This is a genomic window from Sulfuricaulis sp., from assembly GCF_024653915.1.
Lineage (GTDB): Bacteria > Pseudomonadota > Gammaproteobacteria > Acidiferrobacterales > Sulfurifustaceae > Sulfuricaulis.
Genome location: NZ_JANLGY010000004.1, coordinates 1 through 16,640 on the forward strand (window position 1 = coordinate 1; position 16,640 = coordinate 16,640).

Genomic DNA, 16,640 nt, shown 5'->3' on the forward strand with positions numbered 1-16,640 from the left:
CGTGAACACACGTTAAGTGTGTTCACGAAAACTCCGCTTCACCCTACCGTCTCGACATCAGGCGCAAGGTAATCTTGTGAGTGCTCTTAATCAAAAGGAATGATTCATAACGGACGATGAACGGATGAAAGAAATTCTCTGGTACTTCCGTTCACGCGCCGCCGCCTTTACGCATGACGTGGCGATGGTTCCCATCGCCTGGTTCGGCGCCTACTGGCTTCGTTTCAATCTCGAACCGATTCCCGAAGGTTTTTTCAACCAGGCGCTGATATTGCTGCCGGTGGTGTGGAGCGTGCAGGGCGGAATGTTCTGGTATTTCGGACTCTACCGCGGCATCTGGCGGTTTGCCTCGATCCCGGACCTGGTGCGCATTATCAAGGCCGTCGCGGCAGGGGTGGCCGTGGCCGCGGCAGTCAGTTTCATTCTCACCCGTCTGCAAAGCGTTCCTCGTTCGGTTTTTATTCTGGATGGCATCCTGCTTGTGTTGCTATTGGGAGGGCCTAGGTTTGTATATCGCTGGTTCAAGGATCGGCATCTGCACGGTTCTGCCCATGCCTCCAGTCTTTATGCGAATGACGAAATCAAGAATGCGTTGATAGTCGGTGCCGGCAAGGCCGGTGAAATGCTGGTGCGTGATCTGCTCCGCGAGCAGAGTGGTCCTTACTACCCGGTCGCTTTTGTTGATGACGATACCAGCAAAATCGGCAAGGAAATTCATGGTATTCCCGTTACCGGAACCTGTGACGAGGTTCCCGGCATCGTCACGAAACTGGGTGTCGACCTGATTATTATCGCCTTGCCTTCGGCGACGTCACGTCAGATCCGTCGCATTGTCGAGATTTGCGAAACCACTAAGCTGCCTTTCCGCATCCTGCCGCAGCTACAGGATCTTGTCAGCGGCCGGGCGAGCCTCAAGGATTTGCGGGATGTAAAAATTGAGGATCTGCTGGGAAGGGAGCCGGTCAGCCTCGACTGGCGCGCCATTACCGACGCGACGCACGGCAAGACGATTCTTGTCACCGGCGGCGGCGGTTCCATCGGTGCCGAGCTTTGCCGTCAAATTGCCCGGCTCAAGCCAGGGAAACTCGTCATTCTTGAACGTAGCGAGTTCAATTTATACAACATTGATCTTGAATTACGGCGCGACATCCCGGACCTGCCCCTTGCCAGCCTGCTCGGCGATACCAATGATGTTGTGCAGGTGGAAAATATATTGCGCAATTATTCGCCCGCCGTAATTTATCATGCTGCCGCCTACAAACATGTCCCGATTCTCGAGGACCAGACACGCGCTGCCGTAACCAATAATATATTGGGAACGCGCGTGATGGCCGATCTCGCTGACAAATACGGATGCGAATCGTTTGTGATGGTATCCACGGATAAGGCGGTCAATCCCGCCAATGTCATGGGCGCCAGCAAACGTGTGGCCGAAATGTATTGCCAGGGTTTGAATGCCAGATCCAAGACACGCTTCATCACCGTGCGGTTTGGCAATGTCCTTGGTTCTTCCGGCAGTGTTATCCCCTTGTTTCAACAGCAGATTGTGCAAGGCGGCCCTGTCACGGTAACGCATCCGGAAATCTCGCGCTACTTCATGACTATCCCCGAGGCGAGTCAGCTCATTCTTCAGGCGGGTGTAATTGGAAAGGGGGGAGAAATCTTTGTGCTGGATATGGGAGAACCGGTTAAAATTTCCTATCTCGCCGAACAATTGATACGCCTGTCCGGAAAAATCCCCGGTGAGGATATCGAAATTGTCTATACCGGGTTGCGTCCGGGCGAGAAGCTTCACGAAGAACTTTTCCATGATGCGGAAGAACTGGCGGAAACCAGCCACCCCAAAATCCTGTTGGCGCACTGCCGTATGATGGATAAAGACTCGCTTGAGAAATCCTTCGATGTCATGCAGCAGGCTTGTGAGCAAGGAAATGATATCTCTTTGAGAGGCATGCTGGCGGAACTGGTTCCAGAGCATACCGGTCTGGTTGCTTCGCCAACGATTGGGGGCAAAACTGCCGTGGTGGTTCCCTTGAAACAGACAAATTCTCCCTGAGAGAGTCCAGAAACATATACAAATCATTTCGCGGGTAATTCATTCATGAAGTTAACGATCATCGGAACAGGCTACGTTGGCCTGGTAACGGGAGCCTGTTTCGCGGAAATGGGCAACACTGTTACTTGTGTTGACATCGACGAAAAAAAAATAGCTGGCCTCAAAAATGGCATTTTGCCGATATACGAACCGGGCCTGGAATCCATTGTAATAAACAATTACAAAAACGGCCGCCTGCAATTCTGCGCGTCGCTCGCAGATCCATCCGCGAAATCCAGTGTTTATTTTATAGCAGTGGGCACCCCGCCTGGCGAGGACGGTTCGGCGGACCTGCGATATGTTTTGACCGTTGCCCGTGAGATTGGACAGCACATTAACGATTACACCGTTGTGGTGGATAAATCGACCGTCCCGGTAGGCACGGCGGACAAAGTTAATGCTTCCATTCGCAATGAATTAACCAATAGGGGCGTAAAGGTGGCTTATGACGTTGTAAGTAATCCTGAATTTCTCAAAGAGGGTGCGGCGGTTGAGGATTTTATGCGCCCGGACCGCGTCATCATCGGCACCGACAGCGAACAAGTCCGAAAGGTTATGCGCGATCTCTATCTTCCATTCATGCGCAACCATGAGCGTCTGATCTTTATGGGTGTGCGCGATGCCGAGATGAGCAAGTACGCCGGCAATGCCATGCTCGCCACCAAGATCTCATTCATGAATGAGATTGCCAATCTTTGTGAGCGTATGGGGGTCGATATCGAGAACGTCCGCCAGGGCATCGGCTCAGATTCGCGGATTGGGCATTCATTCATCTATCCAGGTGCGGGGTATGGTGGGTCTTGCTTTCCGAAGGACGTCAAGGCGCTGATTCGGATGGCCAAAGATCAGAACTTTGAGCCTATGGTGCTTAATGCTGTGGAACAAAGAAATGAGACTCAAAAGCACGTGTTGTTTGAAAAAATCAGCCAGCGTTTTGGCGCTAAACTCAAAGGTCTGACATTTGGTCTCTGGGGCCTGGCATTCAAGCCAGGCACGGATGACATGCGCGAGGCCCCATCAGTGGTTTTGCTAGAGAAACTCATGAATGCTGGCGCTATCGTGAAGGCCTATGACCCGGTCGCGATGCCGACTGCCAAACGCGAACTACCCAATGAATGGTTTAAGACCGGACAGCTGAAGCTCGTCGATGAGCAATACAGCGCGCTCGATGGGACAGATGCCATGGTTCTTGTGACGGAATGGAAACCTTTCCGTCATCCTGATTTCAGCCGTATCAAGAAGATCATGAAAAACGCTGTGATATTCGACGGCCGCAATCAATATGATCCGACGCTTCTGCGAGAAGCTGGATTTGAGTACAGTGGCATCGGGCGCTGAGCGCTAACAAAATAAATTCACGGGCAGAAGAATGAAAAAAGTTACCAAGGCAGTATTTCCAGTCGCCGGTCTCGGCACACGTTTTCTGCCGGTCACCAAAGCGAGCCCCAAGGAAATGCTTCCCATCGTCGACAAACCGCTTATCCAGTATGCCGCGGAAGAAGCGATTGCTGCCGGTATTGATGAACTGATTTTTGTTACGGGACGAAACAAGCGCTCGATCGAAGATCATTTCGACAAGGCCTATGAATTGGAAGCCGAACTTCAGGCGGACGGTAAGCATGACTTGTTGTCCGTTGTGCAAAACGTTCTTCCCAACCGGGCCTCCTGTGTGTACATACGCCAGACTGAAGCCCTTGGGCTGGGCCATGCGGTCCTGCGCGCCAAGCAGGTAGTGGGTGATGATCCTTTCGCCGTCATACTCGCCGACGACCTCATCCGCAGTGAGCCCGGGACCCTCAAGCAAATGGTGGATCTGTATCAGTCCTGCCAGTGTTCTGTCATTGGGGTCCAGAATGTCTCGCGCGATGAGACTCAAAGTTACGGAATCGTAAAAGCGAAAGCTCAGGGGCCGCGTATTCATATCGTGGAGGGCATCGTGGAAAAACCTTCCCCTGAGAACGCCCCGTCTACGCTGGCGGTGGTTGGCCGGTATATCCTGACGCCACGAATTTTCAGCTTGCTTGAGGGCGTCACACCCGGCACAGGAGGGGAAATCCAACTAACGGACGGTATCGCGGCGCTGCTATCCCACGAGAAAGTGCTGGCCTATGAGTTCATCGGAAAACGTTATGATTGCGGTAGCAAATTCGGCTACCTGCAGGCGACGGTTGAATATGCGCTGGAACATCCCGAGCTCAAGGATAAATTCCATGCCTATCTTAAAAACCTAAAATTTTGATTTTGGTCAAGACTGTTTCCCTGGCTTGATGTAGGTTCCTGCTAGCTGTATGTCGTTGAAGGGCAGGTAGCTTTGGCAAGCGGGGGGCAGATATAATTCGCTGATCCCAGATACCAGCATATCGCCAGTATTCAGGAGAAACTCATGGCTGACAAATTGATGATTGTAATGGTGAACACCGACCCCTCGGACCCGTCCGAATTGGGGGCGCCGTTTTTTCAGGCGACAGTGGCGGCGGCCATGGAGTATGAAGTGGAGGTAATCCTCACCGGGCGCGCGGGTGAGCTGGCTATCAAGGGTGTGGCGGAGAAACTGCATGTACAGGAAGGCAGTCCGAAGTCCGTTTATGACTTCATCAAAGACGCCCATGAAGCGGGCGTGAAGTTCAAGGTATGCACACCGACCCTCGAGCTGTGGGGCAACGAGCTGATCCCCGAGATCGAGGAAACTGTGGGCGGCGCCTATGTCATCAGCCAGGCGATGGACGAGGACGTCGTTACCTTTACTTATTAATCACCTGATTAAAAAATCCAACGTTGAATCCCATTAACGCGCAGCAGGCATGGGAAGTGCTGCAGCGGGCGGACTGTCTCTATTCTCCCGAGAGAGTGGAAGCGGCGCTCGCGGACATGGCCGCGCGCATCAACCAGACCCTTGCCGGTACAGACCCCCTTGTGGTCTGTGTCATGACCGGCGGTGTGGTACCGTTCGGTCAGATCCTTCCCCGGCTGAAATTCCCACTTCAAATTGATTATGTTCATGCCACCCGCTATGGAAAAAAGTTACAAGGTGGCCAGTTGCAGTGGATATCCGGTCCGCATCAAGACCCGCGCGGCCGGGTCGTGCTGCTGATTGACGATATCCTCGATGAGGGCACGACGCTGGCCGGTATCGAGGCGCGCTACCGGGCCGAGGGCGCGCGTGAAGTTTACAAGGCGGCGCTGGTGGTGAAGAGTCGCCCGCGCCAGTATGACGTTAAGGTGGAATTTGCCGGGCTTGAAGTTCCGGATCGCTATGTGTTCGGTTGTGGCATGGACTACAAGGGTTATCTTCGCAACATTCCGGGAATTTACGCCGAGGGCGAGGCGGAGTCTTCGTGAATGTCCTGTGGGTGAGCTGGAAAATATGCGAGTGTCCAATGGACACTCGCATCCGGCGAACGGGCGGCATGGATGCCGCCCTGGAGGATGAGCGAAGCATGGAATGCGCAGCGAATCCTTCACGCCGTCGAGCGAGAGACAGGGACGTCGAACTGGGGGTGCGACAGGGATGTTACGCTGTAGGTAGACAAACGAAGAATAGTCGAAGGGACAATATATGACGGCAGTAGCAATCATCGGTGGCAGTGGCTTGACCAATCTCAAAAACCTGCGCATCACGCGGCGAGAGGTTATACGCACGCCCTATGGTGAGCCATCGGCACCCATGGTTTTCGGGCAACTGGGAGGGCAGGAAGCCGTATTCCTGCCCCGTCACGGGGCCGGGCACACGATCCCGCCGCATGAGGTTAATTACCGCGCCAACATTTGGGCAATCAAACAGACCGGTGTCGACAAGGTAATTGCCGTCAATGCCGTGGGCGGTATCTCACCCGACTATCTGGCTTCAGGTACCTTGGTGGTGCCTGACCAGATTATTGATTACACCTATGGGCGCGCCAATACGTTTTTCGGCAGTGAACACAAAAAGGTGACCCACGTTGATTTTACCTTTCCCTATTGTGAATCGCTGCGTCAGACTGTCATTCAGGCTGCGGCGCGCACCCAGTTCAAGGTGGTGGGGCGGGGAACCTATGGTGCAACCCAGGGCCCCCGCTTCGAAAGCGCGGCGGAAATTCGGCGCATGGAGCGTGACGGGGCAGATGTCGTTGGCATGACAGGCATGCCTGAGGCTGGCCTCGCACGTGAACTGGAGCTTTGTTACGTCTCTATTGCCCTGGTGGTAAACCCGGCGGCCGGCAAGGCCAAGGACACTATCAGCATCAAGGAAATTGAAAAGAATCTGGAAACGGGCATGGTGTCGGTACGTTCACTGTTGGAGCAGGTGATTCCCCTGATTGTTCAGGGCTGACCCGTTGCTTTAGCGGGCGAAACGCGCACCAGTGCGCCAAATTTTGGGTGATCAAAGTATTGGGTCTCCGAAACCTTAATGCGACGGGGCTCATTTAAACGGTACACCGTAGCGTCTTTCTCCGATACCCCGCTGAAAATTCCCCCACTTTGCATTTCACGCAAGCCCAGATTCAGGTCCAGAATCAGGAAACGGCTCAGATAGAACCGCAGCGATCCGTCGAGCCCGCCTTCCACATTGCTGATTTTCACCGGCTTTGACACAGACTTGGCTTCGGCGCTCTGTTGCCAGCGTAGATGCGCCAGGACGTGATGCCGGCCGGATTTTTCCAGCGCCGTTGACGCGGCTGACAAGGGAGAATCCGCCGGGGGTTTTTCGCCGGCGCCTACTGCTTCATTCTTTTGCGCGTTCGCCGGTTTTTCCATGCCACGCGTCCAAAGCTCGCCACCTTCCAGGTCAGACAGCCGATTCTCGAATACGACTATCTCGATCTCATACATATTGGTTGCCGCCGGCGCTGCTTGGAGCGTCGTGACGGGTGCGGTAATCAGAAAAATCATCAGGAATAGTCTTTTCACGGTATTTCCCTTGCTGTGATTAATTTATAGTATCTCTTATTCCCTGCACAATTTCGAGTGATGAGATGACCGTCAGACGCGTACTCAAGATGGGCGATCCGTTGTTGTACCAGAAGGCCGAGCCGGTGCAGCAGTTCAATACGCCGGAACTCGAAATACTCATTGCCGACATGTTTGACACCATGGCCGAGCTGAGCGGCGCGGGTCTCGCGGCGCCTCAGATTGGGGTTTCGCAACGCATAGTGATTTTCGGCGTAGAGGCCAATCCACGTTATCCCCACGTAGAACCGGTGCCGACGACCGTGCTGGTGAATCCGGTGCTGACACCCATCGGCAATGACATGGAAGACGGGTGGGAGGGTTGTCTTAGTGTCCCGGGTTTACGTGGGCTGGTAGCGCGCCATCTCAATCTGCGTTATACCGGCTTCGATCAGCACGGAAAGCCGATCGATCGCACGGTTTCCGGGTTCCACGCACGCGTCGTGCAGCATGAATGCGATCATCTCGACGGGGTCCTGTACCCTATGCGCCTACGCGACATTCGTCTATTGGGTTTTGAAGAGTCCCTGTTTCCCGATCTCTGAGTTATCCGGATTCCGTGGTTTGTGTTTCAGGCGTGAGCTCTGTCAGGAATCGGCTTACAGTGGTGATGCGTGACGTGATATCCGGCATCTCGCCGAGTATTCTGATTCTGTTTGGTCCGTCCAGTTTGTACCGGCGGGGCGCGGATTGGAGCAGGCGCAGAATGGAACCGGGGTCAATATCCGGTTTTTCGATGAAATCAATGCGCGCGCCGCGTGGTCCCGCGTCGATCTTCCGGATTCCCAGAGGCGTGGCCAGTATCTTGAGTTCGGTGGCGTGGAACAGGAGTTTCCCAGATTCGGGCAGTACACCGAAGCGATCGATGATTTCCTCTTTCATCTCCTGAAGCGCATCCAGCTTCCGTACGGCGGACAGGCGTTTGTAAAGCACCAGCCGCATGTGCACATCCGGTAAATAGTTCTCAGGGAAAAGCGCCGGTGCGTGCAAGTTGATTTCAGTTCCACTGTGCAGCGACGTATCCGTTCCCGGCAGTCTCCCGGCCTGCAGTGATTTCACCGCCCGGTTCAGCAGCTCTGAATAGAGCGTAAATCCCACCTCGTCGATCATCCCGCTCTGGGTCTCGCCCAGCAGCTCGCCCGCACCGCGTATCTCCAGATCGTGCGAGGCGAGCGTAAACCCCGCCCCCAGTTCCTCCAATGACTCGATGGCTTCGAGGCGCTTGCTCGCGTCCTCGGAAAGTGCGCGCCGGTCCGCCACCAGCAAGTAGGCATAGGCGCGATGATGCGAGCGACCGACACGACCGCGCAGCTGATGCAGCTGCGCCAGGCCAAATTTATCCGCGCGCTCCATGATAATGGTGTTGGCCGTCGGAACGTCAATACCGGACTCAATGATCGTGGAGCACACCAGCACATTGAAACGCTGATGATAGAAGTCGAGCATGATGTGTTCCAAATCATGTTCCGGCAGTTGACCGTGGCCAACACGGATATTTGCTTCAGGCACAAGCTCCTGAAGTTCTCTGGCGGCCTTGTCGATGGTGCGGACTTCGTTATGAAGGTAATACACCTGACCGCCGCGGCGGATTTCGCGCAGGCAGGCCTCGCGAATGACGGCTCGGTTTTTCTCGCTGATGAAGGTCTTGACCGACAAGCGGCCTTCCGGGGCCGTGGTGATCAGCGAGATATCGCGCAGGCCGGACAGTGACATATTCAGGGTGCGGGGTATGGGCGTGGCCGTCATGGCCAGGATATCGGCCTCGCTGCGCAGTTTTTTCAGGCGCTCCTTCTGGCGCACACCGAATCGGTGCTCCTCATCAAGAATGACAAGCCCCAGGTGCTTGAAACGGACATCGTCCTGCAACAAACGATGGGTGCCGATTACGATGTCCACGGACCCATCTGCGAGCGCGGCAAGTATTCCGCGCTGTTCGCTCTGGCTGCGGACCCGCGATAGCAGCTCGATGCGGAACGGCAGACCCGCGAACCGGTCCTGGAAATTCTGGTAATGCTGTTGCGCCAGCAGGGTGGTTGGCACCAGCACCGCGACTTGGGTCTTGCCCATGGCGGCCACGAAAGCAGCGCGCATGGCGACTTCGGTCTTGCCGAATCCGACGTCGCCACAGACCAGCCGGTCCATGGGTTTGGCGGTTTGCATGTCTTTCAGGACTTCCTGGATGGCGCGTTCCTGGTCGGGTGTTTCCTCAAAAGGGAAGGCGCTGGCGAAGGATTGGTAATGCTCGTCCGGCGGCGGGAAAGCATGGCCTTCACGCGCGGCGCGCAGGGCGTATATTTCCAGTAACTCCGCGGCGGCGTCATGCGCCTTTTCGAGGGCGCGGCGCTTGGCCTTTTCCCAGGCCTCGCCACCGAGCTTGTGCAGCGGGGCGTTTTCCGGGTCGGTGCCCGTATAACGGCTGATCAGGTGCAGCGCCAAAACCGGAATATAAAGTTTATCTTTGTCGGCGTATTCGAGCGCCAGGAATTCGGCAGGCCCGTCGCCGATATCGAGCGTCAGCAAGCCGAGATATCGGCCCACGCCATGATCCTCGTGCACCACTGGATCGCCATTTTTCAGCTCCGCCAGGCTGCGGATGATCGCCTCCGGCTCGCGCTCCGAACGACTCCGCCGGCGGCGCTGCGCAGCGCGTTCACCGTATAGCTGTGCCTCGGTTATGACGGATATTTCCGGCTCCTTGAGCAGCAGGCCTTTTTCCAGATCGGCTACCGTCAGCCCAAGTCTCATTCGCCCCTGAAGGAACATGCCCCATCCAGCGACATCTTCGAGCGGCAGGCTATTCTCCTGAAGCAGGCCTCTCAGCGTTTCGCGTCGGCCCGCGGATTCTGCCACCATCAATACGCGCCCCGGAAAAGTTCGCAAATGCTGAAACAGCGCGCCATAAGGTGAATGGGATTTGTGATCGGCCGGTAACAGCGTTGGCGGGCGTGTGTTGTATTGAGTTATGTTGTTGTTCTGTAATGCTTCTATTGGCTGGTTTTCATCCGTGATGTATTCCTGCATCTCGACTATTGGCCACGCGCTCATATTTCCAAAGAATTCATCCGTGGCAACGAATACCTCGGAGGGTTCCAGCAAGGGTCTTTCCCGGTCATGACGCATTTCGTTGTAGCGCTGACCGGTTTCGCGCTGAAAGTTTTCGGCGATTTCCGTGATCCCGGCTTCCATCAGGCACAGCGCAGACTTCGGAAGGTAATCGAAAATGCTGGCCATATCCGGGAAAAAAAGTGGCAGGTAATAATCCGCTCCCGGCGAGCTGATGCCCTTGCTGATATCGCGGTATAAGGTTACTTTCTGGGGATCACCTTCGAAACGCGCCCGGAAGGTTTGACGAAAGCGCTGGATGGATTCTTCCGTCAGCGGGTATTCACGCGCGGGCAGGAGGCGGATGGCATCGATGGATTTTTCCGAGCGCTGTGTGGCGGCGTCGAACTCGCGGATGGATTCCACCTGATCGCCGAACAGATCGAGGCGATAGGGCCGGTGGCTGCCCATGGGAAATATATCAACCAATCCGCCACGTACGGCAAACTCCCCGGCCTCCATGACCTGTGACACGCTGTGGTAGTTGACGCGCGTCAGCTGTTCGCGCAGTCGCTGAATATCAAGTTGATCACCGACCTTGAGCAGGAAGCTGTGGGCGCTGACGTAATCACGTGGCGAAAGGCGATGTAGCAGCGTGGCCACGGATGCCAGCACCACGCCTTGCCTCAGGTCCGGCAGCCGGTGCAGCGTCTCGAGCCGCTGCGAGATGATGTCCTGATGTGGAGAAAAGATGTCGTAAGGCAGACACTCCCAGTCGGGGAACGGCAGGATGGTCAATTCCGGGGCATAGAAACGAATCTCGTCTTCCAGCCGCTGGGCCGAGAAACTGCTGGCCGTGATGACCAGCACAGGACCACTGTGAGCGGTGGCCGCCGAGGCAATGGCCAGGCCGCGCCCACTACCTGTCAAGCCGCGCCAGCTGAGTCTGCCCCCGGACTCGGTGGGCAAAATTGGCTTCAGGGGCGATGCCAAACGGTTTTTATCGAGAATGGGCAAACGGGCAATCCGCGGACGTACCGCAAGGCCGGCAATTCTACCTCAAGAAGAGGCCAGGATGATCACAGGCCCAATACTCAAAAGTCTTGTCAGGGAGGGGGGTTACGTGCATAATTTAATCCAGCTTAAGAATAACTGTCCCTAAGTAACGGCAGTATATCAACTCAGGAGAATGGCTGAATGGCGACGAAACGTCCGCGCTTTAAGGTTGGTGAAACGGTTTTTTATCCTTCCGCAGGTGTAGGCGTGATTTTAGCAGTCGAAGACATTTATCTATCCGGCCAGGTCGAGTCCTGTTTTGTCATCCGCATTCAGGACACCCAGATGACCGTCAAAGTGCCAAAATCCAATCTCGAAAAAAGCGGCATCCGCCCATTGCTGGACGGGAAAAAGCTCAAGGAATTGTTCAAGATTCTCTCCGCCAAGGGCAAGCGCCGTGTCACCGGTGGCAACTGGGCCGAACGCTGCAAGGACATCGAGCGCCGCATTAACTCCGGCTCCTGCCTCGAGCTCGGCGAAGTGGTGCGTGATTTGACCCGTTGGAAAAAACAATCCGGCCTGTCGTTCGAGGAATCCATGCTGCTGGAAACTGCGAACAGCTATCTCGCGCGCGAAGTGGCCGCCGTGCAGGGCATCGCACCGGACGACGCCAGAGTTCGCATCCTGAGTTATATCGAAGAGCGCGCCTGATTTTTCTCGGGCCGTAATCCTGCTTGACTACTGTTGCCGGAATTTGGGCCCTCATCCCCGCGGGTGGGCAGGGCCGGCGGATGAACTCCTCGGTACCCAAACAGTATCTCCCGCTTCTCGGTCGTCCTGTCATACTGCATACCCTTGAGCGTCTGTGCGCGCATCCGTGCATTCAGGGTGTTCTTGTGGGTGTGGCGCCGGATGACCAGGATTGGCAAAAAATGACCCCCGATCTGAAGCGCTTGTCAAAATTTCTTGGCACCAGCGATGGCGGCGCGTCCCGCGCGCATACGGTATTGAATGGGCTTAAGGCATTGGCAAAACATTCCAAGCCTGATGACTGGGTGCTGGTGCACGATGCGGTGCGGCCGTGCGTACGCAATGGCGATATTGATAAACTGATCTCAGCCGTAAGCGAAGGGGAAGAGGGTGGCTTGCTCGCGTTCCCCGTAACCGACACGGTCAAGCGCGTGGATAATGCCGGGCAGGTGCTGGAAACGGTCAAACGCGACGGCCTCTGGCGCGCGGCCACGCCACAGATGTTCCGGATCAACAAACTGATACCAGCACTTGAGCAGGCCATGAAAACAGGAAAAAATATCACCGACGAAGCCTCGGCGATTGAAGCCGCTGGCGGCCATCCGCGCGTGGTAGTTTGTCACACCGACAATATTAAAATAACGCTCCCGGAAGATTTGGCGCTGGCAGAACTATATATGAAGCAACAGCAGGGAAACGCCTGATGCGTATCGGTCACGGTTACGATGTGCATCCGCTGGTCGCCGGACGAGATTTAGTCCTTGGCGGCGTAAAAATCCCACACAGCAAAGGATTGCAGGGTCATTCCGATGCGGATGTTTTGATCCACGCTATTTGCGACGCCTGCCTCGGCGCCGCCGGGCTCGGCGACATCGGCCGGCACTTTCCCGACACTGACCCGCAGTACAAGAATATTGACAGCCGCAAACTGCTGCGCAAGGTTAAAGAGGCGATCGCCGGACGTGGCTTGAAGGTTGGCAACATCGACAGCACGCTGGTGGCCCAGGCCCCGCGCCTGACCCCACACCTGTCGCAGATGATTCAGAACATCGCCGCGGATCTTGGCATCACGCCGGAGAGTGTGAACATCAAGGCCACTAGTACGGAAAAGCTCGGTTTTGCCGGGCGGGAAGAGGGCATCGGCGCCCATGCGGTTGTGCTTCTGATGACTAAATAATTAATAAATCAAACTCGTTTTAGAAGCACATACACCGCCCCCGTCCCACCGTCGTTGGCGCGGGCGGAGCAGAAGGCGAGGACCTCGCCTTTCTGACGCAGCCACGAGTTGACCTTGCCCTTCAACACCGGTATTTTGCCGATCGATGTGTTTCCCTTGCCGTGAATAATGCGCACCACGCGTTTTTCCTGGTCGCGCGCTTTCTTGAGAAAGGTATTCACGGCCTCGCGCGCCTGGACCGAGGTGGCGCCGTGCAGGTCGAGTTCGGCTTCGATGGCGTATTGGCCGCGGCGCAGTTTGCGGATAACGGAGTGTTGCAAGCCGGGGCGGACGAAGAGCGTTTCGTCGCCGGTTTCGATATCTTCTGCCGGTTCGTAGTCGTCCGACAGTAAACTTTGCATCACCTCGCGCTGATCGCGCAGGGTCTGGTCGGGAACCGGCTTGCGGCCTTTGCGGTGGGGATGAATCTTGTCCTGTTTGACCGGACGGATCTTGCCGACGGCCTTGCGGAACAGGTCGTGCTCGTCGTCATCCTGATGATCGGTAGACATGTGCCAGGCTCCGACTGGTATCCCTCACCCTCGATGCGTTGGGTTTGTGAAGTTCATCCCTGAACTTCACCCTGTGGGCCAGCCTTCGGCTGTCCAATCAGTTCCAAGCGTGGCTTTCCTGCCTCGCTAAGAACTCCAGGGCTTGCCATCCTTGGCAAGCCCGTTCGGCGAACCGCGATTCAATAAATCGCAAACGGTTCGCCTCACCCCGGCGATTTTGTCGTTGCGCTCAACTCAACCTATGAAGCTCATGGACTGGCTTGGCTGCTGGATTTTGGACTGTAAACTGTTTTTTGACAGGTGTCAACAAACAGGCTACAGTGCTTGTCATGATACGGAGCTTCCAGCACAAGGGATTGAAGGAGCTCTATGAGACCGGCCGCAGCGCCAAAGTGCGAGCCGACCTGCGGGAACGATGTTTGCGCCGGTTGGATGCGCTAAACGCGGCTAAGGATTTGAACAAGCTTAATGTGCCGGGCTTTGACTTTCACGGACTGGAAGGAAAACCCAAGCGATACAGTATCCATGTCAACGGCCCGTTCTGTATCACATTCGAGTGGATTGAAGGCGATGCCTGGCGCGTGGATTTGGAAAATTATCACTGAGGTGAACTATGGCTGAATACCTTGTCAAGAACAACCCCAAGCGGCGGCCCACACACCCCGGCGCGATTCTGCGCGAGGACGTATTGCCGGCAATGACGATTTCGGTGAGTGAATTCGCGCGCGGACTCGGCGTTTCGCGCCAGGTGTTGCACAGGATTCTGGCGGAGACACATGGTATCACGCCGGAAATGGCGCTACGCATCGGTGAGTTTCTCGGCAACGGAGCGGAGCTGTGGTTGCGCATGCAGCAGGATTACGATTTGTGGCAGGCACGGGACGCCATGAAACCGACACTCGACCGGATTCGTCGCAACAAGGCAGCGTAACAGCACGCTACTTCAGTTTCTGCAAATAACGATCCGCGTCCAGTGCCGCCATGCAACCGGTGCCGGCGGAGGTGACGGCCTGGCGGTAGACATGGTCCTGCACGTCGCCGGCGGCGAACACGCCGGGGATGCTGGTGGCCGTGGCATCGCCCTGGTCGCCGCACTTGGTCTTGATGTAGCCGCCTTTCATGTCCAGCTGACCTTCAAAAATCGCAGTGTTGGGCGCATGTCCGATGGCGATGAACACGCCTTGCACTTCCAGTTCCTTTTTCTTGCTATTCGAGTCCTTGATGCGCAATTTGGTGACGCCATTCTTTTCGCCGAGAATTTCATCGACCTCGTGATTCCATTCGACGGAGATGTTACCGCCCTTGGTTTTGGCCATGAGCTGGTCGATCAGGATGGCCTCAGCCTTGAATTTGTCGCGCCGGTGCACCACGGTGACATGGGAGGCAATGTTGGAGAGGTATATTGCTTCTTCCACGGCGGTGTTGCCGCCGCCGACCACGGCAACTTTTTGGCCCTTGAAAAAGAATCCGTCGCAAGTGGCGCAGCCGGATACGCCCTTGCCCTTGAAGGCCTCTTCCGAGGGAATGCCCAGGTATTTCGCCGAGGCGCCGGTGGCGACGATCAGGGCGTCGCAGGTGTAGACGCCGGAGTCGCCGGTCAGCCGGAAGGGCTTCTGCTTGAGCTCTACCTTATTAATATGGTCAAAGACGATCTCGGTCTTGAAGCGCTTGGCATGTTTCTGCATGCGTTCCATCAGCGCCGGGCCTTGCAGGCCCTCGACGTCGCCAGGCCAGTTGTCCACGTCGGTGGTGGTCATAAGCTGACCGCCTTGTTCGAGGCCGGTGATGAGGACAGGATTGAGATTGGCGCGCGCGGCATAAACCGCGGCCGCGTAACCGGCCGGACCGGAGCCGAGTATGAGCAGCCGGCAGTGTTTAACCTTATCCATTTTACGGTGACTCCGTTGAGAAACTGGGAAACATTTGATAGACAAACACGACGGAAGTTCTTATGGTGCAGCCTCGAAAAAGAGCCGTAATTTCAGCGTGTATGTTACGCCATTGATGCGACAGCGGTAAAGGAGAAGGCATGCGGATCGGCATCCCCAAGGAAGTAAAAGTGCGCGAAGGTCGCGTGGCCCTGATACCGTCCGCCGCGAGCGAGCTGGTGCGACATGGCCATGAGGTTTTTATTCAGTCGACCGCCGGTGTCGCGAGCGGGTATCCGGATGAGGATTATCAAAGCGCGGGCGCGCAGATCGCGCCGGATGCCGCGGCGCTTTACGGTGGCGTGCAAATGGTGCTCAAGGTCAAAGAACCGGTCGCCTCGGAATACCCGCTCCTGCGCAAAGACCATATTCTGTTTTCGTATCTACATCTTGCGGCCCTGCCGAAGCTGGCGCAGACGCTGAAGGAAAAGGGCCTGACGGCCGTGGCTTTTGAAACCGTCGAGGCCAATGGAAAACTGCCGCTGCTGGCCCCCATGAGCTATATCGCCGGACGTCTCTCGGTACATATCGGCACGACTTTGTTGCATGGCCACGCGGGTGGGCGGGGTGTCATGCTGGGCGGGTTGCCGTCCACCGAACGTGGACATGTCGTGATTCTCGGCGCGGGCGTGGCCGGCGGCAATGCCGCCGCAGTGGCGGCTGCGCTCGGCGCGCAGGTGACGGTGCTGGCACCCTATCGCGAGGAGCTGGAACGCATGCACGCACTCGGCCCGAATGTGACGGCGCTGCCATCCCATGCGCGACAGATACACGAAGCGGTGCTCAGCGCTGATTTACTGATTGGCGCGGTACTGATCCCCGGGGCGAAAGCGCCGAAGCTGGTGACAGCCGACATGGTGCGCCAGATGAAACCGGGCAGTGTGATCATAGACATCTCCGTGGATCAGGGCGGCTGTATCGAAACCATCCGTCCGACGGATTACGACCATCCGACCTATATAGAACATGGCGTGTTGCACTTTGGCGTGACCAACATGCCGGGTGCGGTGCCGCGTACGGCGTCACAAGCGCTGTCGACGGTGCTCACGCCTTACGCGTTGCGGCTCGCGACAGAAGGCGGCTTGAAAGATCCGGCCATTGCCAAAGGCATCAACGTTGCCGGCGGCAAGTTTGTCCACCCGGCGGTTGCCGCGGCGCTGTCCGGCTGAACTTTA

At 56.2% G+C, this 16,640-nt stretch carries 17 protein-coding genes; 13 read left to right on the plus strand and 4 right to left on the minus strand.

Features of this window, described 5'->3' with window-relative positions; translation table 11 throughout:
• Positions 1 to 124 precede the first annotated feature (124 nt).
• The 6 genes from NUV55_RS01095 to NUV55_RS01120 all read left to right on the plus strand — a co-directional run bounded on the left by NUV55_RS01095 (position 125) and on the right by NUV55_RS01120 (position 6,404).
• Positions 125 to 2,056: a nucleoside-diphosphate sugar epimerase/dehydratase gene (locus NUV55_RS01095; protein ID WP_296669625.1), complete on the plus strand. Its 1,932-nt coding sequence runs from the start codon at positions 125 to 127 to the stop codon at positions 2,054 to 2,056.
• A 45-nt stretch (positions 2,057 to 2,101) separates the two neighbouring features.
• Positions 2,102 to 3,433 (plus strand): UDP-glucose/GDP-mannose dehydrogenase family protein, encoded by a 1,332-nt coding sequence (locus NUV55_RS01100; RefSeq protein ID WP_296669627.1) that lies wholly within the window; start codon positions 2,102 to 2,104, stop codon positions 3,431 to 3,433.
• Between the two features lie 31 nt (positions 3,434 to 3,464).
• The gene (galU, locus tag NUV55_RS01105) at positions 3,465 to 4,334 is read left to right on the plus strand and encodes a UTP--glucose-1-phosphate uridylyltransferase GalU (protein WP_296669628.1); all 870 of its coding nucleotides are present in this window, start codon (positions 3,465 to 3,467) and stop codon (positions 4,332 to 4,334) included.
• Between the two features lie 144 nt (positions 4,335 to 4,478).
• Positions 4,479 to 4,847 (plus strand): DsrE/DsrF/DrsH-like family protein, encoded by a 369-nt coding sequence (locus NUV55_RS01110; protein WP_296669631.1) that lies wholly within the window; start codon positions 4,479 to 4,481, stop codon positions 4,845 to 4,847.
• Between the two features lie 23 nt (positions 4,848 to 4,870).
• A complete protein-coding gene (locus NUV55_RS01115) occupies positions 4,871 to 5,434 on the plus strand; it encodes a hypoxanthine-guanine phosphoribosyltransferase (protein ID WP_296669633.1) in 564 nt (187 codons plus the stop codon).
• A gap of 217 nt (positions 5,435 to 5,651) precedes the next feature.
• The gene (locus NUV55_RS01120; protein ID WP_296669634.1) at positions 5,652 to 6,404 is read left to right on the plus strand and encodes an S-methyl-5'-thioinosine phosphorylase; all 753 of its coding nucleotides are present in this window, start codon (positions 5,652 to 5,654) and stop codon (positions 6,402 to 6,404) included.
• On the opposite strand, the gene NUV55_RS01125 is transcribed toward NUV55_RS01120, so the two are convergent.
• Positions 6,395 to 6,982: a CsiV family protein gene (locus tag NUV55_RS01125; RefSeq protein ID WP_296669636.1), complete on the minus strand. Its 588-nt coding sequence runs from the start codon at positions 6,980 to 6,982 to the stop codon at positions 6,395 to 6,397. The genes NUV55_RS01120 and NUV55_RS01125 overlap by 10 nt on opposite strands.
• A 65-nt stretch (positions 6,983 to 7,047) precedes the next feature.
• Here NUV55_RS01125 and def point away from each other — a divergent pair, with 65 nt between their 5' ends.
• The gene (gene def, locus NUV55_RS01130) at positions 7,048 to 7,566 is read left to right on the plus strand and encodes a peptide deformylase (RefSeq protein ID WP_296669638.1); all 519 of its coding nucleotides are present in this window, start codon (positions 7,048 to 7,050) and stop codon (positions 7,564 to 7,566) included.
• A 1-nt stretch (position 7,567) separates the two neighbouring features.
• On the opposite strand, the gene mfd is transcribed toward def, so the two are convergent.
• Positions 7,568 to 11,032, minus strand: a complete 3,465-nt coding sequence (gene mfd / locus NUV55_RS01135) for a transcription-repair coupling factor (RefSeq protein ID WP_296669640.1) — start codon at positions 11,030 to 11,032, stop codon at positions 7,568 to 7,570.
• A gap of 228 nt (positions 11,033 to 11,260) precedes the next feature.
• Here mfd and NUV55_RS01140 point away from each other — a divergent pair, with 228 nt between their 5' ends.
• From NUV55_RS01140 to ispF, 3 genes are read left to right on the plus strand one after another with little or no spacing between them, the layout of a single operon-like run.
• Entirely contained in the window at positions 11,261 to 11,770 is a 510-nt protein-coding gene (locus NUV55_RS01140) for a CarD family transcriptional regulator (RefSeq protein WP_096360391.1), read from the plus strand.
• Between the two features lie 41 nt (positions 11,771 to 11,811).
• Positions 11,812 to 12,513 (plus strand): 2-C-methyl-D-erythritol 4-phosphate cytidylyltransferase, encoded by a 702-nt coding sequence (gene ispD, locus NUV55_RS01145; RefSeq protein WP_367280314.1) that lies wholly within the window; start codon positions 11,812 to 11,814, stop codon positions 12,511 to 12,513.
• The gene (ispF, locus tag NUV55_RS01150; RefSeq protein WP_296669645.1) at positions 12,513 to 12,986 is read left to right on the plus strand and encodes a 2-C-methyl-D-erythritol 2,4-cyclodiphosphate synthase; all 474 of its coding nucleotides are present in this window, start codon (positions 12,513 to 12,515) and stop codon (positions 12,984 to 12,986) included. The genes ispD and ispF overlap by 1 nt, the downstream gene beginning before the upstream one ends.
• An 8-nt stretch (positions 12,987 to 12,994) precedes the next feature.
• Here ispF and NUV55_RS01155 read toward each other — a convergent pair whose 3' ends face one another.
• Positions 12,995 to 13,537: a Smr/MutS family protein gene (locus NUV55_RS01155; protein ID WP_296669647.1), complete on the minus strand. Its 543-nt coding sequence runs from the start codon at positions 13,535 to 13,537 to the stop codon at positions 12,995 to 12,997.
• Between the two features lie 329 nt (positions 13,538 to 13,866).
• On the opposite strand from NUV55_RS01155, the gene NUV55_RS01160 reads away from it, so the two are divergent.
• Together NUV55_RS01160 and NUV55_RS01165 are read left to right on the plus strand one after the other, a co-directional pair.
• The gene (locus NUV55_RS01160) at positions 13,867 to 14,142 is read left to right on the plus strand and encodes a type II toxin-antitoxin system RelE/ParE family toxin (protein WP_296669648.1); all 276 of its coding nucleotides are present in this window, start codon (positions 13,867 to 13,869) and stop codon (positions 14,140 to 14,142) included.
• Positions 14,143 to 14,150: 8 nt separating this feature from the next.
• Positions 14,151 to 14,468, plus strand: a complete 318-nt coding sequence (locus NUV55_RS01165; RefSeq protein ID WP_296669650.1) for a HigA family addiction module antitoxin — start codon at positions 14,151 to 14,153, stop codon at positions 14,466 to 14,468.
• A gap of 7 nt (positions 14,469 to 14,475) precedes the next feature.
• Here NUV55_RS01165 and trxB read toward each other — a convergent pair whose 3' ends face one another.
• Complete coding sequence (gene trxB, locus NUV55_RS01170) at positions 14,476 to 15,426, minus strand: thioredoxin-disulfide reductase (protein WP_296669651.1); 951 nt, start codon at positions 15,424 to 15,426, stop codon at positions 14,476 to 14,478.
• 140 nt (positions 15,427 to 15,566) lie between these two features.
• Between trxB and ald the strand changes: the two genes are divergently transcribed.
• Complete coding sequence (gene ald / locus NUV55_RS01175; RefSeq protein WP_296669653.1) at positions 15,567 to 16,634, plus strand: alanine dehydrogenase; 1,068 nt, start codon at positions 15,567 to 15,569, stop codon at positions 16,632 to 16,634.
• Positions 16,635 to 16,640: the final 6 nt, after the last annotated feature.

Coding starts and splice junctions, on each gene's coding strand:
- NUV55_RS01100 (WP_296669627.1), top strand. CDS start 2,102: ATGAAGTTAACGATCATCGGAACAGGCTACGTTGGCCTGGTAACGGGA.
- ispF (WP_296669645.1), top strand. CDS start 12,513: ATGCGTATCGGTCACGGTTACGATGTGCATCCGCTGGTCGCCGGACGA.
- NUV55_RS01155 (WP_296669647.1), bottom strand. CDS start 13,537: ATGTCTACCGATCATCAGGATGACGACGAGCACGACCTGTTCCGCAAG.
- trxB (WP_296669651.1), bottom strand. CDS start 15,426: ATGGATAAGGTTAAACACTGCCGGCTGCTCATACTCGGCTCCGGTCCG.
- NUV55_RS01140 (WP_096360391.1), top strand. CDS start 11,261: ATGGCGACGAAACGTCCGCGCTTTAAGGTTGGTGAAACGGTTTTTTAT.
- galU (WP_296669628.1), top strand. CDS start 3,465: ATGAAAAAAGTTACCAAGGCAGTATTTCCAGTCGCCGGTCTCGGCACA.
- NUV55_RS01110 (WP_296669631.1), top strand. CDS start 4,479: ATGGCTGACAAATTGATGATTGTAATGGTGAACACCGACCCCTCGGAC.
- NUV55_RS01120 (WP_296669634.1), top strand. CDS start 5,652: ATGACGGCAGTAGCAATCATCGGTGGCAGTGGCTTGACCAATCTCAAA.
- NUV55_RS01095 (WP_296669625.1), top strand. CDS start 125: ATGAAAGAAATTCTCTGGTACTTCCGTTCACGCGCCGCCGCCTTTACG.
- NUV55_RS01160 (WP_296669648.1), top strand. CDS start 13,867: ATGATACGGAGCTTCCAGCACAAGGGATTGAAGGAGCTCTATGAGACC.
- NUV55_RS01165 (WP_296669650.1), top strand. CDS start 14,151: ATGGCTGAATACCTTGTCAAGAACAACCCCAAGCGGCGGCCCACACAC.
- def (WP_296669638.1), top strand. CDS start 7,048: ATGACCGTCAGACGCGTACTCAAGATGGGCGATCCGTTGTTGTACCAG.
- ald (WP_296669653.1), top strand. CDS start 15,567: ATGCGGATCGGCATCCCCAAGGAAGTAAAAGTGCGCGAAGGTCGCGTG.